The sequence below is a fragment of the Streptomyces sp. NBC_00872 genome (genome assembly GCF_045161915.1).
In the GTDB taxonomy this organism is placed as follows: domain Bacteria; phylum Actinomycetota; class Actinomycetes; order Streptomycetales; family Streptomycetaceae; genus Streptomyces.
This window is the reverse complement of the sequence record NZ_CP108806.1, coordinates 288,371-314,851: the sequence shown is the minus strand read 5'-3', so window position 1 is coordinate 314,851 and position 26,481 is coordinate 288,371. Positions and strand designations below refer to the sequence as shown.

Genomic DNA, 26,481 nt, shown 5'->3' with positions numbered 1-26,481 from the left:
TCAGCCCCTGCGCTCGATGGTGACGCGGAAGTTGTTGAAGAACTTGTCCTCAAGGGTGTAGGCGAAGATGTCGAGGTAGCGCTCGAAGCGGGCCACGACCTCCTCACCCTCCAGGGCGACAGCGGTCTCACGGTCCGCGGCCAGCCGCTTCAGCCAGGCGCGGCACGCCATGGCGAAGGACTCCCGCTCGTTGGCGATCTCCACGATGTGGAAGACGCCCTCCGCGGCGGCCGTCAGCTCGTGGAGGTGCGGGATGTGCATCCCCTCGAACTCGGAGCGCTGGAGGAACTTCAGATCGGCGAGCAGCTCACGGTTCATGGGCTGCGCCTCGGCCGTCATCGTGTGCAGGACGAACTTCGCACCCGGGTTCAGGGCCTTGGCGACCTGGTTGAAGAAGAAGCGGTAGCGCTTGGTGCGCTCGCGCGGCGGCAGGTTGGAGGAGACGAAGTGCTCCAGCGCGTTGATGCAGAACGCCGCGTCGTACTTGTCGTCCGTCTCGTGGTCCGCCCAGCTCTCCACCCGCGTGGTGATGCGCGGGTTGTCCAGGCCGGCGATGAACGCCTCCTGCGTGCGGCTCAGCGTCAGACCGACGGCCTGCTCCACCCCGTGGACGGTGGTGAGGCGGTTGAGCATGGTGCCCCAGCCGCAGCCGATGTCCAGGACCCGGCGGGTGCCCGCGGCCCCGGCCAGCTCGGCGAAGGCGTCGAGCTTGCGCTCCTGCGCCTCGTCCAGTGTCGTGACGAGGTCCTCGCCCTGCTCCCAGTAGCCGCCGGAGTACATCATGGTCGGACCCAGCAGGAGCCGGTAGAAATCGTTGCTCACCTCGTAGTGGTGCCTTACCGCGTCGACCTCGGGGTCCACGGATCTGGGGGCGACCGTTGTCATGCTCGACCTCTTTCCTGTGTCGCTGCGCCGCTCGTTCCGACCGTTGATTCGGCCCCGAGCAAACCGTGTCGCTCGCAACAGATGTGCAAGACGCCCATGCTTCGGCGGTGTTGCGCCCGGGTTGCGCGGCCCGCGCTTCCATGCCTCTCGAAACCGGATGCACCGCGAGAGAGGACCGAAGCTCATGACGCTGCCCACCATCGAAGAACTGGCGAGCCAGCTCGAGGCCGTGTCGGGCGCCCAGGAGGTCAGCCCCGATGCACCGCTCCAGCACATCGCCGACGTGGACTCGCTGGACCTGATGGAGTGGCTGTACGGGTTCCAGAACCAGTACCCGGACATCCCGGCCGACGAGTCGCTCTTCGCCGACCTCGACGACACCACCACGCTGCGCCATGTGTACGAGCGGATCCTCGCGCTCGTCCCGCAGCCGGCGCAGGCGTAGCGAGCGCGCCTGTGAACGGCTTCGACATCACCGGGTGGGGCATGGCCGTACCCGAGCGCAAGGTCACCAGCGTGGAGTTGGCGGAGCGTTTCGGCGTCGACGAGAACTGGATCGTCAGCCGCTGCGGTATCCGGGAACGCCGGGCCGTCGGACCGGGCCAGACGACCGCCTCACTGGCTGTCGAGGCCGGCCGTCGCGCGCTGGAGAAGGCGGGCCTGACCGGTGGCGACATCGCACATCTGATCGTCGCCACCGCCACGCCCGAGCAGCCTTCCCCGGCGACGTCCGCCTTCGTCCACCACGATCTGGGGATCGCGGGCGGGGCGCACGACGTCAACTCCGAGTGCGCGGGCTTCATCTACGCGCTGGTATCGGCGATGGCGCTGATCGCCATCGACCCCCGGCCGATCCTGCTGATCGGCTCCGACACGCACACCCTGACGGCCAACCCCGCGGACCGTGATCTGTCCATCCTCGTCGGCGACGGCGCCGGCGCGGTGGTGCTCCAGCCGGGGCCCGAGAACCGGGTCAAGGCATGGAACCTCGGCGCGGACGGCTCCTGCGCCGGCAGTCTCAAGGTGCTGGCGGGCGGCAGCAGGATGCCGACCACCGAGGAGACGGTCCGCCAGGGTCTGCACTACGCGCAGATCAACGGCAACGAGATCTATCTCAACGCCGTGCGCTACACGGTCCGTACGGTCCGGGAGACGCTGGAGAGCGCCAAGGTCGACGCGGCCGACATCGACCATGTCATCCCGCACCAGGCCAATATCCGGATCATCAACTCGATCCTCAGCCACACCGGTCTGCGGAAAGAAGCGCTGATCACCAATCTGGAGCGGTACGGCAACACCGCCTCCGCGTCCGTCCCGATCGCTCTCACCGAGGCGCTCGACGAGGGGCGGATCAAGAACGGTGACAAGGTGCTCCTCGCGGGCTTCGGGGCGGGCATGACCTGGGGCTCGATCCTCATGGAGTGGGGCGGGGTGAGGAAATGAGCGGCAACAAGCCGCAGGGCAGCCGCCCCGAGAAGCCGGTCGCCCTGGTCACAGGGGCGTCCGGCGGACTGGGACAGGCCCTGGCCCTGGAGCTGGACGCGCTCGGCTGCCGGGTGGCGGTCCACTACAACAGCTCCGAGGCACAGGCACGGGCCGTTCAGGAGAAGCTCGCCAACGACTCGGTCGTGGTCACCGGTGATGTCGGCTCCTGGGACGCCGTCACCGAGATGTACGCCCGGATCAGCGACGAACTGGGTCCCGTCGACGTACTCGTCAACAACGGCGCGATCCGCAAGGACGCGCTGATGGCGATGCAGTCGCCGGCGGACTGGCAGCAGGTGATCCAGACCAATCTGGTCGGTTCGTTCCACACCGCCCGGGTGTCCGTGCCGTACATGCTCCGGCAGCGGTGGGGACGGATCATCAATATCGTGTCGCCCTCCGGCCTGATCGCGACCGCGGGCCAGACGGCGTACTCCGCCTCCAAGGCGGGTCTCATCGGCTTCACCCGCACCCTGGCCGCCGAGTGCGGCCGGCGCGGGGTGACCGTGAACGCCCTCTCGCCGGGCTTCATGATCACCGGAATGACGAAGGACCTGCCGGGCCGTGTCATCGAGGGGATGGAGGACAAGGCCCCCATTCCCCGGTTCGTCACGGTGGAGGAGGTGGCCCGCAGCGCCGGGCTCTTCCTGGACCAGGACTGTATGACGGGCCAGGTCATCAGTATCGACAGCGGAGTCTCGATCACCTGAGACCGGCCGGCCCCCGGGCCCCCGGCACGAGACGTCCGTCACCGCCCCGCACGGCCGGTGTGCCCCAGGGCGTGTTTCGAAAGTCCCGCCTGACCCGTGACGCCTGGCACGCACGCTCGCCGCGTTGTCGGAGTCGTCCAAGTACGTCCAGTACGAGGACGATCCTCCGCCTCGCGATCGCACGCACCGGACGCCGCGGGCCCCGCCCTCCGGGCGGACGGCGCTACTTTCGAAACACGCCCTGGACCCTGTCGTCGAAATCCCGCCTGCCCCACGGCGCCCGGCACGCAGCTCGCCGCGTTGTCGGAGTCACCCGCGTACGCCCAGTACGCGGGTGATCCTCCGCCTCGCGATCGCACGCACCGGACGCCGCGGACCCCGCCCTTCGGGCGAACGGCGCCATTTCGACGACAGGGCCTTGGCGCATCCGGCCGTCCGGCATGCCCCGGCCGCGCGGCAGGACACCGTGCCCCGACCGGCCGGCAGGCGAAAAACAGAGGCGGCCCGGCAACTGCCGGGCCGCCCGCGTATGTTCCCCCGCCGTCGGTTATGCCACACGCCGCGCCGGCGCGGACCGCGCCGGACGCACCGGATGTACCGGATGGGTGAGACAGCCGTCCGCCGTCAGTGAGCACGGCCGCGGCGCGGCCGGTCTCGGCGACGGGGCCTCGAACATACCCATCAGCAACGGGTCGAGCCGGGTGACGGCCTTGGGCTCCGGGGCCCGCCGCCGCTCCGGTGTACGGAGCAACTCCAGATACGCCGCCTCGCTCTCGGGCGCCGGATCTATCCCCAGCTCCTCCGCCAGAACCTCCCTGAGCTGCTGATACGTGCGCAGTGCCTCGGCACGGTTGCCCGCCGTACGGTGCGCGGCCATCCGGCAGCGGTAGGCACTCTCCCGGAACGGAGCGCGGCGTACGGCTTCCTCGGCGTACCGCAGCGCGTGATGCTCGTCGCCGAGCGCGGACGAGGCCAGACTCGCGGTCTCCAGCGCGGACAGACGCAGCTCGTCGAGCCGCTCCCGCACGCTGTTGACCCACTCGCCCTCGTGGGCGGGGAGAAATGACCCGCGTAGATTCGACACAGCAGCGGACGCGAGCTGCTGCGCGACGGCGTAGGAGCCCGTCGCGTACGCCTCGGCCGCCTCGGTCAGCGCCGACTCGGCACACTCGACGTCCACCGCCGCGTCGTCGGGCAGCCGCAGCAGATAGCGGCCTCCCTGGGCGACGAGCGGGGTGACACCGGGCTGCTGCCGGGGAAACGTGACGAAGGTACGGACCCGGCTGACGACACTGCGCAGGGCCGAGGCCCAGGTGTCGGGCAGGCCGTCGGGCCAGACGGTGTCCGCCAGTTGGTCGCGGCTGGTACCGCCGGACCGTTCGAGAATGAGCCGGGCGAACGCGACTTGGGCCTGAGCGCTGGACAAGTGCTGTGGAGGAACCCCTTCGGGTTCGATCGTGACGAGACCAGCAAGTCTGATGAGCAAGCTGTACTCCCCGGTGCGGTCGGCTGTCTGCCGGTTCCACCGGCGGCGGTTGCCGCCGGCGACATGGTCGGAATCTCGCCAGGGGGCCCGTCACGATGGTCCTCTTGTGAAGGAGATCGGGACAAGAGGTGCATGCCCCCTGCACAAGATTTGGACGATACCAATCGGCCTTCTCCCCGTGTCAACACTGGCTGGAGAACATTCCCCGGGAATTGGTCGGAGAGCAGGATTCCGCTTGTTGCGCCGTGTCGCGTTCTTGTTGCGTTGTCGGATTTCCGCATTTCACGGTCGTGTTGCGCCCGGCTTGCGCGGCTGTCGTTGAATTGCGTCGCACTTTGAGTCCAAGGTTGAGCGGACTCCGGTAATTGTCCGAAACGTGGATGAGGAGACGCACGTGAACACATCCGGAGGATGGGAACGTCTCGCGCCGAAACTGGACGCGACGCGTCGTCGTGTGCAGTCCCTCGAGTGGGAGCCCGCCCGCCGTAACAGCTTCGTGACGTACACGGTCGAGCGTGACTCCGCGTACGCCGACCTCGACGGCGAACGCCTCCTGATGATGTCGGGCTACAGCTATCTGGGCCTGGCGGGCGACGAGCGCGTGGTCGCGGCGGCCAAGGCCGCGGTGGATCTGTACGGCACCGGCAACCACGGGGTGCGGGCGCTGGCGGGCTCGATCCCGCTGCACGAGGAACTGGAGGCGGAGGTCGCCCGGTTCGCCGGCCGCCAGGAGGCGATGGTCTTCGGCTCCGGCTACGCCGCCAACGTCGGTACGGTCGGCGGTCTGGTCGGTGGCGGTGACACCGTCTTCATCGACAAGTACGACCACGCGAGCATCGTCGACGGCTGCCGGCTCAGCGGTGCCACCGTCACCCGCTTCCGGCACAACGACGTCGACCACCTCGACCGGCGGCTGGCCGCCGCGAGCTCCGACGGGATCAGGCTCGTCATCGTCGACAGCGTCTACTCCATGGACGGCGACATCGCCCCCCTGCCCGAGCTGCGCGCCGTCTGTGACGCGCACGACGCGCTGCTGATGGTCGACGAGGCCCACGCGCTCGGTGTCATCGGCGCCACCGGCAAGGGCATCGAGGAGCACTTCGACTACACGGCGAAGGTCGACATCAAGCTGGGCACCCTGTCCAAGGCCATCCCCTCGATGGGCGGCTGGGTGGCGGGTCCGAGCGAGCTGATCGGCCATCTCAAGTACGCGGCACGCCCGTTCCTCTTCTCCGCGGCCCTCGGCCCGGCCCAGTCCGCCGCGGCCCTGGAGTCGCTGCGCATCCTGGAGCGCGAGCCCGAGCGGGTCAGCCACATCCAGACGGAGTCCGCGCGGTTCCGCCGGATGCTGAACGAGGGCGGAATGCGCACCGGCGACAGCGAGACGGCGGTCGTCCCCGTCATCGCGGGCTCCGACGACGCGGCCTACGACTACGCCACCGCCTGCCGCGCGGCCGGTGTCATCGGACTGCCGGTGGTCACCCCTGCCGTCCCCAACGACCTGGCACGGCTGCGGATCGCCATCACCGCCCGGCACACCAAGGCGGACATCGACTTCGCCGCGGAGGCCTTCCTCAAGGCCGCCCACGAGTGCGGTCTGATCCCGGCCTGATCCGCCGGCCACGCGCTCGCCCACCTCACACGCACCCCGCGCGCCGGCGCCAGTCGGCCGCTGTCCGCCGTCCGCCGTCCGCACGGGATTCGGGATACGCGATGTCAACCTCACCGAGGCACGCACAGCTCAAGGCGCCTGTCGCGATCACCGGCATGGGCGTCGTCACACCGGCCGGCTGCACCCCCGACGATCTGTGGACCACACTGCGCGCGGGCCGGTCCACGGCCGCCACCCTCACCCATCTCGATCTGGAACGGCACCGGGTACGGATCGGCTGCCGGGTCCGCGGACTCGAGGAGACCGGACTGGTGCCCGCCAAGGACGCCCGCAGGATGGACCCGTTCGCGCTGTACGGGACGACCGCGGCCCTCGCCGCCCACCGGGACGCGGGCGCCCCGGCCGTCGACCCGGACCGTACCGCGATCGTCGTCGGCAACGCCGTCGGCGGCCGGGCCACCAGTGACGCGGAGTCGAAGAACTTCACCGAGTCGGGACCGCACCGGGTCAATCCGCTGATGCCGCTGATGACGATGCCCAACGCGGCGGCGGCCCAGATCGCGATGCGGCTCGGCTGGCAGGGGCCCGCCCTGACCATCGCCACCACCTGCGCCAGCGGGGCCGACGCCATCGGCCACGCGGTGATGCTGCTCCAGACCTACCGGGCCGATGTGGTGCTGGCCGGGGGATGTGAGTCGACACTGACGCCGGTCACCCTCGCGGGGTTCGGCAACCTCAACGCCGTATCGCTGCGCAACGACGAACCGGAGCGCGCGTCCAGGCCGTTCGACGTCGACCGGGACGGCTTCGTGATGGGCGAGGGCGCCGGCTTCGTCGTACTGGAACGTCTCGACGACGCGAAGGCGCGCGGCACACGCGCCTACGCGACCGTCGCCGGCTACGCCTCCACCGCCGACGCGTTCCATCTCTCGATGCCGCTGCCGGACGGCGGCGCCGCGATCGGGGCCATGGCGGGAGCCATCGCCGACGCGGGCCTGACCCCCTCCGACATCGTGCACATCAACGCGCACGGCACCTCGACCCCGTTCAACGACCGTGCCGAAGCGACCGCGCTGGCCAAGGTGTTCGGCCCCGACGGGCCGCCGGTCACCGCGAACAAGAGCGTCATCGGCCATCTCATCGGGGCGGCCGGCGCCGTCGAACTGATCGCCACCGTGCAGGCGATGCGCCAGTGCGAGGTCCCACCCACCGCCAACCACGAACGGCTGGAGCCAGGCATGGAAATCGACGTGGTCCACGGCGCGCCGCGCGCCGTCGCATCCGGTCCCGCGCTGTCCAACTCCTTCGGTTTCGGCGGCCACAACTCCACTCTGGTGGTGGCGCCGGTATGACGACCTCCTCCGCACCCGCCGGTGCCTCCGGCGGCGCCGCCGCCGATGTCCCCGCCCCGGTCGCGACCCGTACCGTCACCGCCGAGGAGATCGCCGCCTACCGCGGCGCGGTCCGTGCCGAGCTGCCCGTCACCAAGGACGAACTGGCCTCGCCCGTCCACGCGTTCGTCCTCGCCCACACCGTGGCCGAGCGGACCGTGGCCGCGCTGACCGCCGACGAGCCGGGACCCGTCTCGGTCGTCCATCTCTCCCAGGACATCCGCGGCCACCGGCTCGTACGCCCCGGTGAGCGGGTCACCGTACGGCTGGAGGTGCTCGGCGCCCGGCGCGAGGCGCGCGGAACACGGGTCGCCCTGCGCTCCCGGCTCACCGGGGACGGCGCGGGCGGCCCGGACGGCGCCCCGGACACGGCGCCGTTCGCCGAACTGATCACCAGCGCCCTGCTGGTCGGCGCCACCGCGCTCGAACCCTTCGGGGACATCGCCGCCGGAGCCGCCGCACCCGCGCCCGCCGGGGCCGGTGAGCCCGCCACCGTCGTCCATGAGCCGACCGTGGAGTGGATCCGCCGCTACGCCCACGCCTCCGGTGACGAGAATCCGATCCATCTCGACGAGCGGGCGGCGCGCGCGGCCGGATTCGACTCCGTCATCGCCCATGGCATGAGCGTGGTGGCGCTGGCCGTCGAGGAGATCGTCGACCGGTACGCCGACGGCGACGCCGCGCGCGTACTCGGCATCGGCGGGCGCTTCTCGGCGCCCGTCGCGCCCGGTGAGCCGCTCCGCTTCGACCTCCAGCCCGACGCCGCGGGACGGGTGGTGCGCTTCACCTGCCGTACCCCGGCGGGCCCCGCCGTCAAGAGCGGCTGGGTCGAACTGGCACAAGCACCCGCACAGAACCCGGAGACCCACGACACGAACAGGGACGGAGGCGGCGATGACGACTGACGGACTCGGCCTGGTGGGGGGATTCCTCTCGCAGGTCCGTGAGCGGCCCGATGCCACCGCCCTGCTGTGGAACGGCGAGGAGATCAGCTACCGCGGGCTCTACGAGCGGGCGGGACGCGAACGGGACCGGCTGGCCCAGCTCGGTCTGGCCCCGGGCGAGCCCGTGGGCGTGCTGGCCACCAAGTCGCCCGCGGCCATCGCCCTGGTGCTGGCCTGTCTGCTGGCACGGCGCCCCTTCCTGCTGCCCTCGCCCGCGCTCGCGCCCTCCCTGCTCGCCGATCTCTTCGCGCAGGCGGGCTGCCGCCAGGTCATCACCCCCGACGGCACGGACGCGGACGTGGTGCCCAACCCCGACGTCACCCCGCAGCCGCTGGCGCCCCGTGAGGCCGCCGAGGTGTCGTTCATGCTCACCACCTCCGGTTCCACCAGTCTGCCCAAGATCGTCCCGCTGGGCCGGGAAGCCGTGAACCGGTTCGTCGCCTGGGCCGGCCCCGCCTTCTCGATCGGCCCCGGCAGCACGGTGCTCAACTACGCGCCGCTCAACTTCGATCTCTGTCTGCTGGATGTCTGGACGACGCTGGCGCACGGCGGCCGGGTCGTCCTGGTCGACCCCGGACTCGCCGCCCGCGGCGGACACCTGCTCGACCTGCTCGAACGCCATGACGTACAGGTCGTCCAGGCGGTGCCGATGTTCTACGGGCTGCTGCTCGACGCGGCCCAGCGGCGCGGGGCGACCCTGCCCGGGGTCGAGCATGTGATGTTCAGCGGTGATGTCATCCCCGACCGCACCTTCGCCGCGCTGCCCGAGCTCTTCCCCAAGGCGCGCATCCACAACATCTACGGCTGCACCGAGACCAACGACAGCTTCATCCACGAGGTCGACACCAGCACCACGGCCTTCCCGCCGGTGCCGATCGGCGTCCCGCTGCCCGGGGTCGAGGCACTGATCCTCGACGAGCGGGGCGAGGCGGTCGAAGGCCCCGGTTCGGGCGAGCTGTATGTGTCCACGCCCTTCCAGGCGGCCGGCTATCTCGACCGGACCCGGCACGCCGACAAGTTCACCGGCCATCCGCTGGGACTCGACGACCGGCGCTGGTTCCGCACCGGCGACCTGGTACGGCGCGACGGCGACGGCCGGCTCCATCTGACCGGGCGCAGCGACCACCAGGTCAAGGTCCGCGGGGTCGCAGTGAACACGGCGGAGGTCGAACGGGTGCTGCTCGACCACCCCGCGGTACTCGAAGCGGGCGTGGCCGCCCTGCCGGACCCGATCGAGGGCCGCAGGCTCGTCGCCGCCGTCCAGGCGGCGCCCGGCAGCGGTCTGAGCACCCTGACGCTCCGTCAGCACTGTGCCAGGAGCCTGCCCAGGGCAGCGGTCCCCTCGAAGCTCCAGATCGTCGCGGAACCGCTGCCGAAGACCGCCACAGGAAAGGTCGACCGCAAGGCGCTCGACCGTCTCCACGAGTTGTCAACAGCCAAAGGAAGGACGTCATGAGCCACGTCGGCACCATCAAGCAGTTCGTCATCGAGGAGTTCCTGCCGGATGTCACGGCCCAGGAGCTGGCTGACGACCACGACCTGCTCTCGGACGGGGTCATCGACAGTCTCGGTGTGCTGAAGCTGATCGCCTGGGTGGAGGACCGCTTCGAGGTGGCGATCGGCGACGCCGACCTCGACCCCAACAATTTCCGCAGTGTCGCGGCGATCGACGCGTTCATCGCCGGTGCGCGCCGTCCCGAGGTGGCAGGTAGCTAGCGGTGCATGACGCACTCATCGGCCTGCTGGAGCGGCGCGCGCCGGTCGGGCGCGAGACCTGGCGTTCGTTCTGGGACGAGCTCGGCGACGGCGGCCTCGACAGAGCGCAGGCCCTCGCCCTGCTGGTCTCCCTGACGACCGCGCTGCCCGGCCCCGGCACACTGCGCGGGCTGCTCGACTCGCTCGCCGAACGGCGGCCCGCCGAACCGGCGGGCCGCTGGGCGGGCACGGTCAATGTGGTCGGCACCGGCGGGGGACCGAAGACCTTCAACATCTCCACCGCGTCGGCGTTCGTCGCCGCCGCGGCCGGGGTGCGGGTCGTCAAGACCGGCTCCCGCGCGTACACCAGCTCGCTCGGCTCCGTCGATCTGCTGGAACGGCTCGGCGTCCGGCTGACCTCCTCGTACGACCAGACCGCCGGGACACTGGACCGGTTCGGGATCGCCTTCGCGGGCCCGTTCGTCTATCCGGCCCAGCTCACCCGGCTGGCCAGGACCATCGCGCCGACGAGCATGAAGCCCTTCGGCCGGTTCCTGAACGCCCTCGGGCCCTTCCTCGCGGATCTGCCCGTCACCGCGCAGATCACCGGGGTCTCGGCGGCGGCGCCGCTGACGGAGCTGCGCGCCCTCGCCGCCACCGTCACCGGCCGCACCCTGTGGCTGACCACCAACGACCGCGGAGCCGACGAACTCCTCGGCTTCGCCGACAACACGATCCACACCAACGACGGCCGGGAACTGCGCTTCCCGGCGGGCGAACTGGTGCCGGCCGGCGGCGGCTTCGACGATCTGCTGCCGGTCACGGACCCCGCCGACGCGCCCGCCCACTTCCTGTCCGTTCTCGCCGGCACCGCCGGTGAGGTGGCCACCCGTACGGTCTGCCTCAACGCCGCGGCACTGTCCGTCGCGAGCGGCCACACCCCCGACTGGACCAAGGCCGTCGCCGTCGCGGAGGACGCCGTACGGAGCGGAGCCGCCCGCGATCTCGCCGAGCGGATCAGGGCGGCGGCGCCCGGTACGGCCGCCAGGACCCGGGCGGCGAGCCATGGCTGAGTTCTTCCCGCGCACCGTGCCCGGTGAGGGACCGGGGCTGGCGCTCTTCCTCAACGCGGGGGACCCGCCGCTCGATGTCCTCGCCGATCTGGTCCTCATGCTCGACGAGGAAGGCGTGGACTGTCTCGAACTGGCCGTGCCCTTCCCGGACTCGGTCACCGACGGACCGGTGATCCGCCGCTCGGCCCGCCGCGCGCTCGATCTGGGCGTCGGGCTCGACGAGGTGCTGGCCTTCATCGCCGAGGTACGGCCCCGGCTGCGCGGGCTGCGGATCGCGCTGCTCGCCGACTGGAGCCACTCGCTCAAGCACCGGGACCCGGAGCGCACCCTGCGTACCGTCGCGGACTCCGGCGCCGACGGACTGCTCGTCCACGCGCTGCCGCCCCGGCTGCGCACCGCCCACTACGCGGCGGCCCGCGAGGCCGGACTGCCCGTGGTCACCACCTGCTACCAGCAGAGCCCGCCCGCGACCATGGCCGAGGCCGCAGCCGAGGCCAGCGCGTATCTCTATCTCGTCGCCCACTACGGACGCAGCGGCACCGCCCCGGCCGCCGGCCACGCCGCACTGGCCGCCACGGTCACCGCGCTCCGGGCGCACACAGCGTCCCCGATAGCCATCGGCTTCGGGGTCAGGACCAGACAGGACGTGGAGACCGTCGGAGCCTGCGGAGCCGATGCCGTAATCATCGGCTCCGCAGGAGTCGCCCGGATCGAGCAGTCGCTCGACCAAGGGGGCGACGTCATCGACGGCTTCCGCACCTTCGTCAGGTCCGTATCGCCCAACCGTTCCATCACACCTGAGAGAACAGGGAGCTGAACATGTTCATCCGCGAACTGGAGAACGTGAAGACGGTCGAGTGGGGCAATGGCCTGAGCCGTCGCTTCATCGTGGCCGCCGACGGCCTCGACTACAGCATCACCGACACTACCGTGCGCGCGGGCACCAAGTCCCGTCTGGAGTACCGCAATCACATCGAATCCTGCTACTGCATCGAGGGTTCCGGTGAAGTGATCGAGCTGGACGGCACCTCGCACCCGATCACGCCCGGTGTTCTCTACTCGCTCAACGAGAACGACGCCCACTACCTCGTGGCCAGCCCGCACGAGGACCTGCGTCTGGTGTGCGTCTTCTCCCCGGCGCTCCAGGGCGACGAGGTGCACCAGCTCGACGAGCACGTCTCCTCCGCCTACTGATCCGCGCACACCCCGTACACCCAGGCACATCAAGCACACTCCGCACATACCGCTCGCCCGCCACTGATCCGTAACGGAAAGGCTCGCCGTGATCCGCTGGAACGCCGACCAGGCCGAACTGCGCGAAGGTCTGGCCCGGTGGGGTGAGGCGCTCAGCGCCGGCCACATAGAACAGGACGAACAGGCCACGTTCTCCTGGGACAAGTGGAAACTGATCCGGGAGACCGGCATTCTCGCGCTGCCCTTCGACGAGCGATGGGGAGGCCTCGGCCAGTCCCTGCTCACCACCATGTATCTCCTCGAAGGGCTGGGCGAGCACTGCCGTGACTCGGGGCTGAGCTTCTCGGTCACCACCACCATGGCCAGTACCGGCGTACCGGTGGACAAGTTCGGCACGGACGAGCAGAAGGAGCGGTATCTCACCCGGATCTGCTCCGGAGAACTGATCGGTGCCCACGCCATCACCGAGGCGGAGGGCGGCTCGGACGCCATGGCGATGACCACACGGGCGGTGAGGGACGGCGACCAGTTCGTCCTGAACGGCTCCAAGATCTTCGTCAGCAACGGCCCCGTCGCCGATGTGTTCGTCGTCTACGCGCGTACGCATCCGGACGGCGGAGCACTCGGGGTCACCGCGTTCCTCGTGGACCGGGACACCCCGGGACTCACGATCGGCAAGCCGACCAAGAAGATGGGACTGCGGACCTCGCCGCTCAGCGAGCTGTTCTTCGACGAGTGCCGTATCCCCAGGACCCAGGTGCTCGGCCGGGTCGGCGGAGGGTTCATCGTGCTCGACTACGTGATGAAGCGGGAGATCCTCTTCTCCTTCGTCGTCAACGTCGGGGAGATGCAGCACCGGCTCGACCGCTGCCTCGACTACGCGAAGACCCGACGTTCCTTCGGCAAACCGATCGGCTCGTACCAGTCCGTCGCCAACAAGATCGTCGATACGAAGATCCGGCTGGAGACGGCGAGGAAGTGGCTGTACGACACCGGTGAACGGCTCGCGGCCGGCGAGAACGTCACCACGGATCTGGCCATCGCCAAACTGGTCACGAGCGAGAGCAATCTGGCGACGAGTCTGATCGCCGTGCAGATCTTCGGCGGACACGGTTACATGACCGAGTACGGTCTGGAGAAGGACGTGCGCAACGCCGTGGCCGGCACGATCTACTCCGGCACCACGGAGATCCAGTACAACCGCATCGCCTCGATGCTGGGCCTGGGCAAATGACCCGGGAACCCGGCTCCAGGCTCCCGGCGGGACACTCGGCCGCACCCGAGACCCGCCGGGTTCTGAAAGTCTGCGGGGCCACCTCCCCCGACGACATCACCACGCTGGCGGCCGCGGGAGCGGACTGCGTCGGCGTGTGGCACGGCGTACCGGGCGGCCATGCCGAACTGCCCGAGGAGCGCCTCACCGAACTCGTCGCGGCGGCCCACGCCACCGGCCGGCTCGAACCGGTCCTCGTCACCTTCCTCGGTGACCCCCAAGCCCTTGCCGGCCTGGCGCGCCGTACCGGTCTGCGCTGGCTGCAGCTCCACGCGTACCAACCGCCCCCCGTCGTCGCGGCGCTGCGCGCCGCCCTGCCCGACGCGGTCCTCGTCAAGGTCCTCCACCTGCGCGGCGGAAGCTGTGTCGAACGCCCTCTGATCGGCGCGTACGAACGGGCGGGCACCGATCTCTTCCTGCTCGACACGGCCACCGAGGACGGCCGTATCGGCAGTACCGGACACCGGCTGTCGGAGCAGGACGTACTGGCGCTGCTGCCCCGGCTCACCCGCCCCTTCCTGCTCGCGGGCGGGATCTCCCCGCACAACCGCCCCGACTACGACGGCGTCGCCGCGCATCCCGGGTTCCGCGGTGTCGATGTGGACACCGGCGCCCGTGACGCCCAGGGACGCTTCTCGGCGCCCGCCGTCACCGCCCTGGCCCGCGCCTGGCGGACCGCCATGTCCCTTGAGGAGTCCCGATGACCGCCCGTTTCCTGGAAGCCCTGCTGGCCGCGGACCGCCCCCTGGTCATGGAGGTCAAACGGCGTGACGCGCACGGCTACGACCTCCTCGGCGGGCGGACCCCGGTCGCGATCGTCGAGTCGTACGAGGCCGCGGGCGCCCCGTGCATCTCGGTGGTGACCGGACGCTGGTTCGGCGGGACCCCCGCGCTGCTGCGCGATGTCGCCGCGCTCACCGATCTGCCGCTGCTCCAGAAGGACTTCATCACCCGCAGGGACCAGCTCAAGACCGCGGTGGAGCTGGGCGCCTCGGCGGTGCTGCTCACGGCCGCGCTGCTGCCCAGGTCCAGTATGCGCACCCTCATCACCGCCGCGCTCACCACCGGTCTCACCCCCTTCGTCGAGGTGACGGAGGAGTCCGAACTCGACGGACTGCCGCACACCGACGAGTGTGTGATCGCCGTCAACAACAAGGACATCAAGGTCAAGGAGAGCGACCGGGGCGATCTCGACCGCAGCCTCGCCCTGCTGCCCGCGCTCCAGGCCGCCGGTACGCCGTGTCCGGTCAGCGCCAGCGCCATCGACAGCCCGCTGGCCGCCGCCAGACTGCTCGACGCGGGCTTCGGCGGGCTGCTGGTCGGTACGTCGCTGCTGCGCACCGCGAGCGCGAGCGCCTGGCTCGACGAGCTGGACAGCGCCAGGAACCACACCGTGGCCGCCCGCAAGGGCTGACCGCGGACCGGTACGGGCCCGCACCCCGGACCGTACGCCCCGCACCCGGCCGCTCGGACCGCTCCCGACCGGCCCCCAGGGGTCTTTCGCCCCCCGTTCGCGAACCGCTCCTGTCACACGCTCCCCCAGGAGAGCCGCCCGCCATGACCGCACCTGTCGCACCTGCCGCAACCGCCGCACCCGCCGTCCCCACGGAACCGGCCGCACCCGCCGTCCCCGTAGAACCCGCCGTATCCGCCGTATCCGTCGTGCCCGTGGAGCCGGCCGCGGCCGCCGAAGCGCCGACGGCCGTACGCGCCGTGATCCTCGACGCCGACGGCGTAGAGGTGTCGGGTCTGCTCGCCGAGCCCGAGGGCGTCGCACCCCGTGCCGTGGTCGTCGCCATCCACGGGCGGGGCATGTGCGCCGACTACTTCAACGGGCTGACCGACCCGGCCGACTCGCTGCTCACGCTCGGCGCGCGGCTGGGCTACTCCGTACTGGCGCTCGACCGCCCCGGCTACGGCGCCTCCGTACGGCAGCTCCCGGAGGGCCAGCCCCTCGGGGAGCAGGCGACGACCCTGCACGCGGCGCTCGGCGACTTCGCCAGGAAGCACAGGACCGGGGCCGGATTCTTCGTGGTCGGCCACTCCGACGGCGGCAAGGTCAGTCTGCACATGGCGGCGCAGGACGCGGGCAGCGCGCTGATCGGCCTCGACATCAACGGCTGCGGCTGGCGCTACGCCCGCGAGGCCCGGCACTTCCCCGACACCCTCGGCGGTGGCGCCTCCCGGCTCAACTGGGGGCCCCTGAACCTCTACGCGCCCGGTACGTTCCGCGCGAGCCGCTCCCTGCTGCGGCCGGTACCGAGGCGTGAGGAGATCCAGACGGCCGTGTGGCCCGTCCAGTACCCGAGGCTGGCCGGCCGTATCACCAACCCGCTCCGGCTGACCTTCGCCGAGCACGAGCTCTGGTGGGAGCTGGACGACGCCTCGCTGGCCTCGATGACCGGCCGGCTGACGGCCGCGTCCCCCGTCACGGTGGAGCGGCTGCCCGCCGCCGGGCACAACATCAGCATCGGCCGCGCGGCCCGCACCTACCATCTGCGGGCACTGGCCTTTCTGGAGGAGTGTCTGCTGCTCGGCCGGGGCGGCGCCGCGCGCGTCTGAACTCCCTTCCCCGCACGGCCTGTTGCCGGGCACTGTCGTACCCGTGATCAGTCCGTGGTCTTCCCCGGGTGCGCGCGGCCCATCGCGGCTAGTGTGTGCGGACCGTATCCACCCACACACCGAGCGACCGAGGAAGGACCCCCGCCATGGCGGCACAGAACCCGGAACGTCCGCAGCACCCGAGGCCGGGCCCACGCCCCCTGCCGGCCGACGGAGGGCGCTCGTACTCCTTCGAGTTCTTCCCGCCGAAGACCGAGGCGGGCGAGCGCACGCTCTGGAACGCGATCCGCCGGATCGAGGCGCTCGGGCCCTCCTTCGTCTCGGTGACCTACGGGGCGGGGGGCTCCTCCCGCGACCGTACGATCGAGGTCACCAAGCGTATCGCCGCCGAGACCACACTGCGCCCGGTCGCCCATCTCACCGCCGTCGGCCACTCGGTGGCCGAACTGCGCCACATCATCGGCCAGTACGCGGACGCCGGCATCCGGGATGTACTCGCCCTGCGCGGCGACCCGCCGGGGGATCCGCGCGGCGAGTGGGTCCGCCATCCCGAGGGCTTCGCCCAGGCGAGCGAACTGGTCTCCCTCATCCGCGAGCTGGGCGACTTCACCGTCGGAGTGGCGGCCTTCCCCGAACGCCATCCGCGCTCGGCCGACTGGGAGAGCGACATCCGCCACTTCGTGGCCAAGTGCCGGGCGGGCGCCGACTACGCCATCACCCAGATGTTCTTCCATGTGGAGGACTATCTCCGGCTCCGTGACCGGCTCGGGGCCGCCGGATGCGCGACGCCGATCATCCCGGAGATCATGCCGGCCACCGATGTACGGCAGATCCGCCGGTTCGCGGAACTCAGCGACGCGCGCTTTCCCGACGATCTCGCCGCACGCCTCGAAGCCGTCCGCGACCAGCCCGGCGAGGGCCACCGGATCGGTGTCGAGTACGCGACGGCCATGGCCGAGCGGCTGCTCGCGGAAGGCGCCCCCGGCCTGCACTACATCACCCTGAACCGTTCGACGGCCACGATGGAGATCCATCAGAATCTGGGTCTCGGCACGGGGGCGCGGAACGCTCCCGTACCCGTCGCGGTACCCGCCGCGTAGCTCCTGTCCGGCCGGACAGGACCCAGGGCCCGGGACTCCGGACCCGGGCCGCTGGAGCCCCGGTCGAGGATGGCTCCAGCGGGTCTGGCGGGCCGCCATCCGCCCTGCCATGATCTTCGGGCCGGTCAACTCCGGCTTGGACGCAGAGATATGAACCTGAGCTTCGTGGCTATGTACCGTCTCACCGCACTGGACTTGACTGGTCTCATGACGCAGATCATGAGAATTGCCCAGGGAACCGGACCAAAGGCCGCGTGGACACTCTGAGATCAGCGGGCAGACCCATCGCCGTGTCACACGTCGGCGGCGGCGTCGACGACGACACCGTGGCGGCCGCCGGATCACCTCGCATCGGACGGCTTCGACCACCAGACAAGGACATCCCATGAGCTACAACGCGCCCGGTACCCCCAACCCCTACGCCGCCTACCCGCCCCAGGCCCCCGCCCCGGCGCCCGCGCCCCAGAGCAAGGCGGTCGGGCCCCTGCTGATGATCGCCACCATCATGATGGGGCTCATGGCGGGTCTCTTCTTCGCGTACGACATCTCCGTCATGCCCGGTCTGGCCAAGACGGACGACCGTACGTATGTCGACGCGATGCAGAACTTCAACGCGCTGATCGACGGCAACGGCCTGTTCGGCATGGCCTTCATCGGAGCCCTGCTGGCCGCCGCCGTCGCCGCGTTCCTGGAGTTCCGCCGGGGCCGGCGGGGAACCGCGTTGTGGATCGGGGCCGCGGCCGCGCTCTATCTGGTGGCCCTGATGATCACGTTCAGCGTCAACATCCCGCTCAACAACGAGCTGGCCGCGGCCGGCGACCCGGCCAAGATCACGGACTTCTCGATCGTGGACAAGTTCAAGGGCACCTGGGAGACGAGCAATATCGTCCGGACCCTGGTGTGCACGGCGGCGCTGGGCTTCCTCGCCCGTGCGCTGGTGCTGCACGGCCGGAACACCGGCTCCTCCGCCGCCGGTGTTCCCGCGATGCGCCCCTACGGCGTCTGAACGGTGTTCTCCCGGCATCCGAACGCCGCGCCGGGCGAGTAAAGGCGTGTGAAGAAGGGGGCGACGGGCCCGGAGCCCGCCGCCCCCTTCCCTGTCCGCAAGGGCGTACTCGAACCGGGCACGAGGACACTGGGACGGCCACTGAGCCGGACGCGTACGGCCCCGGCCGTACCCGTTCGGGCACGGCCGGGGCCGACAGCGGGGCGCCGGGGAGGTCGGCCGAGGCGATCAGCCCACCGGGGTGGGGGGAGTGGCCGAGGGGCTGTCCTCGGCCCGTCCGCGCTTGCCCTCCTCGGTCCTGCCTCCGTCGGCCTTGCCCTGCTCGGCCTTGCTCGCTTCGGCCTTGCTCTCCTCGGCGAGCCGCTCCATACCGCTCGTCGTCTTGAGCGGCTTCTCCTTGAGGAAGAGGACGGCGACCAGCGCGAGAGCGGCGAAGGGGGCGGCGACGAGGAAGAGTTCCGCCGTGGCCACTCCGTAGGCGTGCTGCACGATCTCCCGCATCGGCGCGGGCAGCGTGGAGATGTCGGGTACGGCACCGTCGCCGCCGGACGCCGACTGACCCGTTCCGGCCAGGCTCTTGGTCATCTCGGCCGTCACCCGGTTGGCCAGGATCGCGCCCAGCACACTCGTACCGATCGTTCCGCCCATGCTGCGGAAGAACGACAGCACGGAGGTGGCCGCGCCGAGTTCGGCCGCCGGCACATCGTTCTGCGCCGCGAGCACCAGGTTCTGCATCAGCATGCCGACGCCGATACCGAGGACGGCCATATAGACGCTGAGGAGCCCGAAGCCGGTGCCGGCGTCGATCGTGGCCAGCAGAGCGAGTCCGCCCGTCATGATCACGCCGCCCGCGATCAGATGGATCTTCCACTTGCCGGTGGCGCTGATGATCTGGCCGGCGACCGTGGAGGACACGAGCAGACCGAGGATCATCGGCAGGCTCATCAGTCCGGCCATGGTGGGCGACTTGCCGAGCGAGATCTGGAAGTACTGCGAGAGGAAGACGGTGCCGCCGAACATCGCCACACCGACCAGCAGGCTGGCCACCGTGGTCAGGGAGACGGTGCGGTTGCGGAAGATGTCCAGCGGGATGACCGGCTCGGGTACCCGGGCCTCCACGAAGACCGCCGCAGCCAGGAGCACGACCCCGGTACCGGTCAGCGCGGCCGTCTGCCAGGACGCCCAGTCGAACTGGTTGCCCGCCAGCGAGGTCCAGATGAGCAGGGCGCAGACGCCCGCGACGATCAGGAACGCGCCCAGATAGTCGATCTTCACATCACGGCGGACCGTGGGCAGCCGCAGCGTGCGCTGGAGGATCAGGATCGCGGCCAGCGCGAAGGGCACCCCGATGAAGAAGCACCAGCGCCAGCCCAGCCATGAGGTGTCCACCAGCACACCGCCGACCAGCGGCCCGGCGACCGTCCCGATGGCGAAGACGGCGCCGAAGATACCGGCGTACTTGCCCAGCCGCCGGGGCGGGATGACCGCCGCCATGACGACCTGCGCAAGCGCGGTCAGACCGCCCGCGCCGATGCCCTGGACGACCCGGCTGAAGATGAGCAGTCCGACGCCCTGGGAGAAACCGGCGAGCAGCGACCCGACCACGAACATGGCGAGCGAGAGCTGGAGCAGCAGCTTCTTGTTGTAGAGGTCGGAGAGCTTGCCCCACAGGGGCACGGTCGCCGTCATGGCGAGCAGCTCGGCGGTGACCACCCAGGTGTACGAGGACTGGCTGCCGTGGAGGTCGGCGATGATGCGGGGCAGCGCGTTGGCGACCACCGTGCCGGCCAGGATGGCGACGAACATACCGGCCATCAGGCCCGACATGGCCTGGAGTATCTGCCGGTTGGACATGGAGGTCGACGCCTGTTCGGGCGCCTCAATTGCACTCAAGGTGTCCTTCTTCGAATGGGTGAGGAGAACGGAAGACAGGGGAGGGAGGGACGGGGGGCGCGGGTTACGGGGTGATGCGAGGGCGGGTCATCCGGCGGGCGGCGGTTCGGCGAGTCCGTCCGCCAGAAGGGTGAAGACACGCCGGAACACCTCGGAGAAGTCGGCGTCCGGGCCTTGTGCGCACCAGTGTTCGACGGCCACCCGTACGGCCGTACCGGCGACGGCGGCCAGAAGCCGCGGGTAGAGGCCGGGAGCCGGGCTGCCGGGGCCGTTCCCGCTCCCGTTCCCGCAGGCTCCCTTCGCGGCGGCGCTCGTCTCGTCCTGGGCGCGTGAGCCGAGCCGTACGGCGATGGTCTCGGCCATTTCGAGCTCCTCGGCCATATGCGCGCCGAGGCCCCTGACCAGCAGCCGGGGCGAACGCTGGAGCACGGTGGCCCGCAGCCGCCAGATCTCCTGCCGCTCGGCCACATCGACGAGTTCGGTGGCGAGCGCCTCGCGCACCGCTTCGACCGGGGACAGGGCGGCCGGTGCCTCGCGCACCGCCTGGCGCACCCGTTCACCGGCGTCCCGGTCCATCATGACGAACGCGTCGTCGTGGCTGTCGAAGTAGTTGAAGAACGTACGCGGGGAGACCCCGGCGGCCTCGCTGATCGCCTCGACCGTCACATTCTCGGCGCCGTGCTCGGCGGCCAGCCGCACCGCCGCCTCCGCCAGGGCCGCCCGGGTGGCCCGCTTCTTGCGCTCACGGAGCCCCGGAGCCGCGCCTTCGTTCGTCACACCTTGCAGGGTATGCAAAAGTGCAGGCTCCGCAAAATTGATTACAGGCCGATCATCTTACGGGTCGGCTGAACGGGTTGGGCCGATCGCGGTCCGATACACGCCACGTGCGCAAGAGTTGGTCGTTTCTGTGGCTGTATCGCTTCGGGCCCTGTAGCGTCTTGATCAGCTGTCGTGGTTCCGAAGTACCGCTCGCCCGTGACGTGCCGTCACGGGCGTTTGTGCTGTTCAGCGTCTCTGCGGACCAGGGCGATCACCTCCGGTTCCCGCACCGTGCGGGAATCACGCGTCCCTTGAAACGGAGACTGGGCAATGGCCAGTGGCACAGTGAAGTGGTTCAACTCGGAAAAGGGCTTCGGCTTCATCGCGCAGGACGGCGGTGGCCCCGACGTGTTCGCGCACTACTCGAACATCGCGACCTCCGGCTTCCGTGAGCTCCAGGAGGGCCAGAAGGTCACGTTCGACGTCACGCAGGGCCAGAAGGGCCCCCAGGCGGAGAACATCCTCCCCTCGTAACACGGCGTCCCGGAAGGCCTGAGAGGGCTGGGACGACAGGGCGCCTGCCCGGTGGAACTCCTTCCACCGGGCAGGCGCCCGCCGCGTTTCCGGGCCCGGCGCGGCGCGTCGCGTCCATCCCGGCGGGGATGGCTGCTCATGCTGATGGGGGCCGCTTTCCGGGTCTCCGCGGGCCTCCGTAGGCCTCCGCGGGCCTTCGCGGGTGTTCGCCGGTGCTCCGCAGCGCTTACGTGCGCTCACGGGTGTTCACGACGGGAAGCGGCCGAGACGCCCCATCCCTGAGCGACAGACGGAGGAGATTCCGTGGCCCTGACCCGAGAAGAGCGCGAACAGTTCCTGGCCGAGCCGCATATCGGCGCGCTGGCGGTGAACTCGCCGGACGGCCGCGCTCCGCTCACCGTACCCATCTGGTACCAGTACCGGCCCGGCGGCGACCTCTGGATCCTTACCGGTCCGGCCTCCCGCAAGGGCCGGCTGATCGCGGCGGCGGGCCGGTTCTCCCTCATGGCCGACCGGGTCCGGCCCACGGCGCGTTATGTCTCGGTCGAAGGGCCTGTGACGGCCACGGACCCGGCCGGCGGCGACCATCTGCGGGAGATGGCGACCCGCTATGTCCCGGCCGAGAGGCTCGACGCCTATATCGAGATGGCCACGCGTGACTACGGTGACCAGGTCGTCATCCGGATGCGGCCCGAGCACTGGTACTCGTCCGACCTCGGCACGCTCTGAGGCCGGACGCCGCGGGCCGGACGCCGCGCCACCGCCCGTCAGGCCACGTTCTCCTTCTCCCGTGCCGTGGCACGCAGCAGACCCTCGGGAAGGGCCAGATTCCACGCGGTGATCACCGGCCGGCCGTGTTCCGTACCGAGCCGGCAGACGGTCCCGGTGGCGAGAAGGAAGAGCGATCCCGCGGCCGGTGCCAGTCCGAGATAGCGCGCGGTGAGCACCCGGAGGAAGTGGGCGTGCGAGACGAGGGCGACATCCTCGTCGCTGGAGTCGAGAGCCTCCAGGGCCTCGGTGAGCACACGGTCGGCTCGGTGCCCGACCTCCTCGGGACTCTCCCCGGGCTGGCTCGCCGAGCCGGGGACGACTCCGTCGGTCCACAGATCCCAGCCGGGCCGTGTGCGCTGGATCTCGGCGGTCGCGATGCCCTCGTAACCGCCGTAGTTCCACTCGCGCAGATCGGGTGTGACCCGGAAGGCGCCGAGCCCGGCCAGCTCGGCGGTGCGGCGCGCGCGGGTCATGGGACTGACGAGTGTGAGACCGATACGGCGCTCGCGCAGCAGCGGAGCCAGTGAGCGGGCCTGGCTCTCACCGCGCTCGGTCAGCGGCAGATCGGTGTAGCTGGTGTGCTGCCCGGACAGCGACCAGGTGGTCTCTCCGTGCCGTACGAGGATCAACTCGCCCATGAGTGCCGCCCACTTCCCGCTCTCCGCGCCCGATCGCACCACGGGCCGCCCCGGGCCCGCACACCCCAGTGTCCCCGCTTTCGGTGTCCGGTACCCGGCGGGAATGCCACCGGCGGGCGTCGCGTTACAAGGACGTACCACTTGATGGAAGCGAATTCCACCATCAGGAAGGATTTCCGTATGAAGCCCCGTATCCACCCCGCCTCCCGTCCGGTCGTCTTCCGGGACCGTGCCGCGGGAGCCGCCTTCCTGACCCGCTCCACCGCGGACTCGACCGAGCGCGTGGAGTGGGAGGACGGCAACAGCTACCCCGTCATCGACGTGGAGATCTCCTCCGCGAGTCACCCCTTCTACACCGGCAAGGGCCGTGTGGTGGACACCGCGGGCCGGGTGGAGCGCTTCGAGCGCCGCTACGGCACCGGACACAAGGAGCCGCGGAGCTGACCGCGCGACCGGCGTATCCGTGAGGGCCGGGCGGCGATCCCTGAAGAGGGTCGCCGCCCGGCCCCTCTCGCGTGTACGGCGTGCGCGGCGTGCGCGGCTTGTACGGCGTGTGCGGCGGGCGCCTGGGCGGGGCAGGCGCGCAGGTGCGGCGCGCCGGTCACAAGGCGCTGTCGAGGGACTCGATGGTCCTGACCAGGGGGGCCAGTTCGGGCTTCCCGGCGGCCTCGTCGAGGGCCTCCCGCAGCGCCTTGTCATTGGTGGGCCGCGCCTCCGCGACCAGCCGCAGCCCCGCCTCGCTGACATTGGTGTAGATCCCGCGGCGGTCGGTCGGGCAGAGATAGCGCGTCAGCAGACCACGGTCCTCCAGCCTGGTGACCAGACGTGTGGTGGCGCTCTGGCTCAGTACGACGGCGTCGGCGACCTGCTTCATCTGGAGATGACCGCCGTCGCCGTCGTGCTGCCGGCTCAGGACGTCGAGCAGTGAGTACTCCCGGAGGCTGAGGCCGTGCCCCGCCTGGAGCGCGCGCTCGATATGTCCCTCGATCCTGTCGTGCAGCACCGAAAGGGCACACCAGCCCTGGGCGAGACCCGTGAGCGCGGTGTCCGTGGCGGTCATGGCTTCCTCCTGTGGGCGACGTGAGGGCGTGCCGAGGCCCCTGTGCTCCCAGGGTAAGACATCGACGCAATAGCCCGCGCTTGCAAGTAATCGGCGCATGCAAGTATTGTGGTCGCACGTAAGCCGCATGTGCAATCGTCTGGAAAGGCCCGGAAATCCATGCCACTCGCGCTTCTCGCCCTGTCCATCGGGGCATTCGGGATCGGCACCACCGAATTCGTGATTATGGGACTGCTCCCCGAGGTGGCCGGGGAGTACGGCGTCTCGATCCCCACCGCGGGACTGCTGGTCACCGGCTACGCGCTCGGAGTCGTGCTGGGTGCCCCGCTGATGACCGTCCTCGGCACCCGGATCTCACGCAAGCGGATGCTGACGCTGCTGATGGGACTGTTCGTCGCGGGCAATGTGCTCTCCGCGCTCGCCCCCACCTTCGGTCTGATGCTGACCGGGCGCGTGGTCGCCTCGCTCGCCCATGGGGCGTTCTTCGGTATCGGCTCCGTCGTGGCCGCGAGCCTGGTTGCGCCGGAGCGGAAGGCCGGTGCCATCGCCATGATGTTCACCGGACTGACCGTCGCCAATGTCGTCGGCGTGCCGCTCGGCACCTTCATAGGGCAGAGCGTCGGCTGGCGGGCGACCTTCCTCGTCGTCGCCGGGCTCGGTGTCGTGGGGCTCGCGGGTATCGTCAGGCTGGTACCGGAGCAGCCCAGGCCGGAGGGGGTACGGCTGCGCCATGAACTCGCGGCCTTCCGCAATGCGCAGGTGCTGCTCGCCATGGCCATGACCGTGCTCGGCTTCGGCGGTGTCTTCGCCGCGATCACCTACATCACGCCGATGATGACCGAGACCGCCGGATTCGCGGACTCCTCGGTGACCTGGCTGCTGGTGCTCTTCGGCCTCGGTATGGTCGGCGGCAATCTGCTCGGCGGCCGGTTCGCCGACCGCCGGCTGATGCCGCTGCTGTATGTGTCCCTGGGCTCACTCGCCGTGGTCCTCGCGCTGTTCACGTTCACCGCCCACCACAAGGTCGCGGCGGCCATCACCCTCACACTGATCGGCGCCCTGGGTTTCGCGACCGTACCGCCGCTCCAGAAGAGGGTGCTCGACCAGGCGTCCGCCGCCCCCACGCTGGCGTCCGCCGTCAATATCGGGGCTTTCAACCTCGGCAACGCGCTCGCCGCCTGGCTCGGCGGCATCGTCATCGCCGCGGGGTTCGGATACACCGCGCCCAACTGGGCAGGCGCCGCACTGGCGGGCTCCGCGCTCGTCCTCGCGGTCGTCTCCGGCGCGCTGGAGCGCCGTACGCCGGCCGAGGGGCGGGTGGTCGCCACCGCGACACCCGCTCCGGAGCCCGGCCGGGCCGCCACCGCCCGCCACTGAGCGCGGCGGGGACGACGTCGTTACGTTGGTAATCGGTGTGTCCCCACGCTCATGCGCCGCCGCGCCGCCGTCTCTCCCTCCAAAGAGAGAGACCGCGCGGGAACTCGCGAAGAAAAGGAACACCATGACTTCCGTGACCTCCGTCCCCGACATCGTCCTCAACAACGGCGTCAAGATCCCCCAGCTCGGCTTCGGCGTCTTCCAGGTCGACGACGCGCAGACCACCGACGCCGTCCTGGCCGCCCTCGACGCGGGCTACCGCAGCATCGACACGGCGGCCGTGTACGGCAACGAGGAGGGCGTCGGCCGTGCCATCGCCTCGTCCGGGGTGCCCCGTGACGAGCTGTTCGTCACCACCAAGCTCTGGAACGACCGGCAAGGGTACGACTCGGCCCTCGCCGCGTTCGACACCAGTCTGGCCAAGCTCGGCCTGGACCGGGTGGACCTGTATCTCATCCACTGGCCCGCGCCGGCGCGCGACCGCTATCTCGACACCTGGCGCGCGCTGGAGAAGCTGCTCGCCGACGGGCGGACCCGCGCCATCGGCGTGTCCAACTTCCAGCCCGCCCATCTCCAGCGGCTGCTGGACGAGACCGGGGTGGCCCCGGTGCTGAACCAGATCGAGCTGCACCCCGGACTCCAGCAGGCGGAGCTACGGGATTTCCACGCCCAGCACGACATCGCGACCGAGGCCTGGAGTCCGCTGGCGAAGGGCGAGCTGCTCCAGGTGGAGGCGATCACCGAGATCGCGGGACGGCACGAGAAGTCGCCCGCGCAGGTGATGCTGCGCTGGCACATCCAGCTCGGAAACATCGTGATCCCCAAGTCCGTCACCCCCGCGCGCATCCGCGAGAACATCGATGTCTTCGACTTCGAGCTCTCCTCCGGTGACATGGCCGCGATCGCCACCCTCGACCGTGGACTGCGCACGGGCCCGAACCCGGACACCTTCAACTGAGAGGGGACGCGACTGAGTACGGACGGGGCGGGCCCGGACGGGGCGGGCCCGGCGATCCGCCCGGCGAACGTGCGC

28 protein-coding genes are annotated in these 26,481 nt (G+C 70.3%); 22 read left to right on the top strand and 6 right to left on the bottom strand.

Annotated elements, in window-relative coordinates; translation table 11 throughout:
- Complete coding sequence (locus OG214_RS01445) at positions 1 to 885, bottom strand: class I SAM-dependent methyltransferase (protein WP_363084987.1); 885 nt, start codon at positions 883 to 885, stop codon at positions 1 to 3.
- A 184-nt stretch (positions 886 to 1,069) separates the two neighbouring features.
- On the opposite strand from OG214_RS01445, the gene OG214_RS01440 reads away from it, so the two are divergent.
- From OG214_RS01440 to OG214_RS01430, 3 genes are read left to right on the top strand one after another with little or no spacing between them, the layout of a single operon-like run.
- A complete protein-coding gene (locus OG214_RS01440; protein ID WP_046502425.1) occupies positions 1,070 to 1,330 on the top strand; it encodes a hypothetical protein in 261 nt (86 codons plus the stop codon).
- A gap of 11 nt (positions 1,331 to 1,341) precedes the next feature.
- Positions 1,342 to 2,328 carry a ketoacyl-ACP synthase III gene (locus OG214_RS01435; protein ID WP_363084986.1) on the top strand — a complete coding sequence of 329 codons (987 nt, stop codon included), beginning with the start codon at positions 1,342 to 1,344 and terminating at the stop codon, positions 2,326 to 2,328.
- Positions 2,325 to 3,080: an SDR family NAD(P)-dependent oxidoreductase gene (locus OG214_RS01430; RefSeq protein ID WP_363084985.1), complete on the top strand. Its 756-nt coding sequence runs from the start codon at positions 2,325 to 2,327 to the stop codon at positions 3,078 to 3,080. The genes OG214_RS01435 and OG214_RS01430 overlap by 4 nt, the downstream gene beginning before the upstream one ends.
- Positions 3,081 to 3,627: 547 nt before the next feature.
- Here OG214_RS01430 and OG214_RS01425 read toward each other — a convergent pair.
- A complete protein-coding gene (locus OG214_RS01425; protein WP_363085247.1) occupies positions 3,628 to 4,506 on the bottom strand; it encodes a bacterial transcriptional activator domain-containing protein in 879 nt (292 codons plus the stop codon).
- 454 nt (positions 4,507 to 4,960) lie between these two features.
- On the opposite strand from OG214_RS01425, the gene OG214_RS01420 reads away from it, so the two are divergent.
- The 14 genes from OG214_RS01420 to OG214_RS01355 all read left to right on the top strand — a co-directional run bounded on the left by OG214_RS01420 (position 4,961) and on the right by OG214_RS01355 (position 18,416).
- Positions 4,961 to 6,178 carry a pyridoxal phosphate-dependent aminotransferase family protein gene (locus OG214_RS01420; RefSeq protein ID WP_363085246.1) on the top strand — a complete coding sequence of 406 codons (1,218 nt, stop codon included), beginning with the start codon at positions 4,961 to 4,963 and terminating at the stop codon, positions 6,176 to 6,178.
- 101 nt (positions 6,179 to 6,279) lie between these two features.
- Positions 6,280 to 7,530: a beta-ketoacyl-[acyl-carrier-protein] synthase family protein gene (locus OG214_RS01415; protein ID WP_365904864.1), complete on the top strand. Its 1,251-nt coding sequence runs from the start codon at positions 6,280 to 6,282 to the stop codon at positions 7,528 to 7,530.
- Entirely contained in the window at positions 7,527 to 8,474 is a 948-nt protein-coding gene (locus OG214_RS01410) for a MaoC/PaaZ C-terminal domain-containing protein (RefSeq protein WP_405983451.1), read from the top strand. The genes OG214_RS01415 and OG214_RS01410 overlap by 4 nt, the downstream gene beginning before the upstream one ends.
- Positions 8,464 to 9,969 carry an AMP-binding protein gene (locus OG214_RS01405; RefSeq protein WP_363085243.1) on the top strand — a complete coding sequence of 502 codons (1,506 nt, stop codon included), beginning with the start codon at positions 8,464 to 8,466 and terminating at the stop codon, positions 9,967 to 9,969. The genes OG214_RS01410 and OG214_RS01405 overlap by 11 nt, the downstream gene beginning before the upstream one ends.
- Positions 9,966 to 10,229: an acyl carrier protein gene (locus tag OG214_RS01400; RefSeq protein WP_046502413.1), complete on the top strand. Its 264-nt coding sequence runs from the start codon at positions 9,966 to 9,968 to the stop codon at positions 10,227 to 10,229. Before OG214_RS01405 ends, OG214_RS01400 begins: the two co-directional genes overlap by 4 nt.
- Before the next feature lie 2 nt (positions 10,230 to 10,231).
- Complete coding sequence (locus OG214_RS01395) at positions 10,232 to 11,281, top strand: hypothetical protein (RefSeq protein ID WP_405983450.1); 1,050 nt, start codon at positions 10,232 to 10,234, stop codon at positions 11,279 to 11,281.
- On the top strand, positions 11,274 to 12,098 hold the full coding sequence (trpA, locus tag OG214_RS01390; RefSeq protein WP_405983449.1) for a tryptophan synthase subunit alpha: 825 nt from the start codon (positions 11,274 to 11,276) through the stop codon (positions 12,096 to 12,098). Before OG214_RS01395 ends, trpA begins: the two co-directional genes overlap by 8 nt.
- Before the next feature lie 2 nt (positions 12,099 to 12,100).
- Positions 12,101 to 12,475: an ectoine synthase gene (locus OG214_RS01385; protein ID WP_363085393.1), complete on the top strand. Its 375-nt coding sequence runs from the start codon at positions 12,101 to 12,103 to the stop codon at positions 12,473 to 12,475.
- 88 nt (positions 12,476 to 12,563) lie between these two features.
- Complete coding sequence (locus OG214_RS01380; RefSeq protein WP_405983448.1) at positions 12,564 to 13,709, top strand: acyl-CoA dehydrogenase family protein; 1,146 nt, start codon at positions 12,564 to 12,566, stop codon at positions 13,707 to 13,709.
- Positions 13,706 to 14,452 carry an N-(5'-phosphoribosyl)anthranilate isomerase gene (locus tag OG214_RS01375; protein WP_382853912.1) on the top strand — a complete coding sequence of 249 codons (747 nt, stop codon included), beginning with the start codon at positions 13,706 to 13,708 and terminating at the stop codon, positions 14,450 to 14,452. Before OG214_RS01380 ends, OG214_RS01375 begins: the two co-directional genes overlap by 4 nt.
- On the top strand, positions 14,449 to 15,162 hold the full coding sequence (locus OG214_RS01370) for an indole-3-glycerol-phosphate synthase (RefSeq protein ID WP_363085396.1): 714 nt from the start codon (positions 14,449 to 14,451) through the stop codon (positions 15,160 to 15,162). Before OG214_RS01375 ends, OG214_RS01370 begins: the two co-directional genes overlap by 4 nt.
- A gap of 143 nt (positions 15,163 to 15,305) precedes the next feature.
- Positions 15,306 to 16,310, top strand: coding sequence for an alpha/beta hydrolase (locus tag OG214_RS01365; RefSeq protein WP_405983447.1), 1,005 nt, complete (start codon positions 15,306 to 15,308; stop codon positions 16,308 to 16,310).
- A 146-nt stretch (positions 16,311 to 16,456) separates the two neighbouring features.
- Positions 16,457 to 17,410: a methylenetetrahydrofolate reductase [NAD(P)H] gene (gene metF / locus OG214_RS01360; protein ID WP_363085398.1), complete on the top strand. Its 954-nt coding sequence runs from the start codon at positions 16,457 to 16,459 to the stop codon at positions 17,408 to 17,410.
- A 385-nt stretch (positions 17,411 to 17,795) separates the two neighbouring features.
- Positions 17,796 to 18,416 (top strand): DUF1772 domain-containing protein, encoded by a 621-nt coding sequence (locus tag OG214_RS01355; RefSeq protein ID WP_365904853.1) that lies wholly within the window; start codon positions 17,796 to 17,798, stop codon positions 18,414 to 18,416.
- Positions 18,417 to 18,644: 228 nt separating this feature from the next.
- Here OG214_RS01355 and OG214_RS01350 read toward each other — a convergent pair whose 3' ends face one another.
- Together OG214_RS01350 and OG214_RS01345 are read right to left on the bottom strand one after the other, a co-directional pair.
- A complete protein-coding gene (locus tag OG214_RS01350; RefSeq protein ID WP_405987407.1) occupies positions 18,645 to 20,270 on the bottom strand; it encodes an MDR family MFS transporter in 1,626 nt (541 codons plus the stop codon).
- 126 nt (positions 20,271 to 20,396) lie between these two features.
- Positions 20,397 to 21,095 carry a TetR/AcrR family transcriptional regulator gene (locus OG214_RS01345; RefSeq protein ID WP_405987406.1) on the bottom strand — a complete coding sequence of 233 codons (699 nt, stop codon included), beginning with the start codon at positions 21,093 to 21,095 and terminating at the stop codon, positions 20,397 to 20,399.
- A gap of 303 nt (positions 21,096 to 21,398) precedes the next feature.
- Here OG214_RS01345 and OG214_RS01340 point away from each other — a divergent pair, with 303 nt between their 5' ends.
- The gene (locus OG214_RS01340; RefSeq protein WP_041994569.1) at positions 21,399 to 21,602 is read left to right on the top strand and encodes a cold-shock protein; all 204 of its coding nucleotides are present in this window, start codon (positions 21,399 to 21,401) and stop codon (positions 21,600 to 21,602) included.
- Positions 21,603 to 21,905: 303 nt separating this feature from the next.
- Positions 21,906 to 22,331, top strand: coding sequence for a pyridoxamine 5'-phosphate oxidase family protein (locus OG214_RS01335; RefSeq protein WP_382853919.1), 426 nt, complete (start codon positions 21,906 to 21,908; stop codon positions 22,329 to 22,331).
- A gap of 38 nt (positions 22,332 to 22,369) precedes the next feature.
- On the opposite strand, the gene OG214_RS01330 is transcribed toward OG214_RS01335, so the two are convergent.
- The gene (locus tag OG214_RS01330; RefSeq protein WP_405983446.1) at positions 22,370 to 23,011 is read right to left on the bottom strand and encodes a histidine phosphatase family protein; all 642 of its coding nucleotides are present in this window, start codon (positions 23,009 to 23,011) and stop codon (positions 22,370 to 22,372) included.
- Between the two features lie 180 nt (positions 23,012 to 23,191).
- On the opposite strand from OG214_RS01330, the gene OG214_RS01325 reads away from it, so the two are divergent.
- On the top strand, positions 23,192 to 23,455 hold the full coding sequence (locus OG214_RS01325) for a type B 50S ribosomal protein L31 (protein WP_363086371.1): 264 nt from the start codon (positions 23,192 to 23,194) through the stop codon (positions 23,453 to 23,455).
- Between the two features lie 157 nt (positions 23,456 to 23,612).
- On the opposite strand, the gene OG214_RS01320 is transcribed toward OG214_RS01325, so the two are convergent.
- A complete protein-coding gene (locus OG214_RS01320; protein ID WP_363085959.1) occupies positions 23,613 to 24,071 on the bottom strand; it encodes a MarR family transcriptional regulator in 459 nt (152 codons plus the stop codon).
- Positions 24,072 to 24,230: 159 nt separating this feature from the next.
- Between OG214_RS01320 and OG214_RS01315 the strand changes: the two genes are divergently transcribed.
- Together OG214_RS01315 and OG214_RS01310 are read left to right on the top strand one after the other, a co-directional pair.
- Complete coding sequence (locus OG214_RS01315) at positions 24,231 to 25,448, top strand: MFS transporter (RefSeq protein ID WP_405983445.1); 1,218 nt, start codon at positions 24,231 to 24,233, stop codon at positions 25,446 to 25,448.
- A 124-nt stretch (positions 25,449 to 25,572) separates the two neighbouring features.
- A complete protein-coding gene (locus OG214_RS01310; RefSeq protein WP_405983444.1) occupies positions 25,573 to 26,406 on the top strand; it encodes an aldo/keto reductase in 834 nt (277 codons plus the stop codon).
- Positions 26,407 to 26,481: the final 75 nt, after the last annotated feature.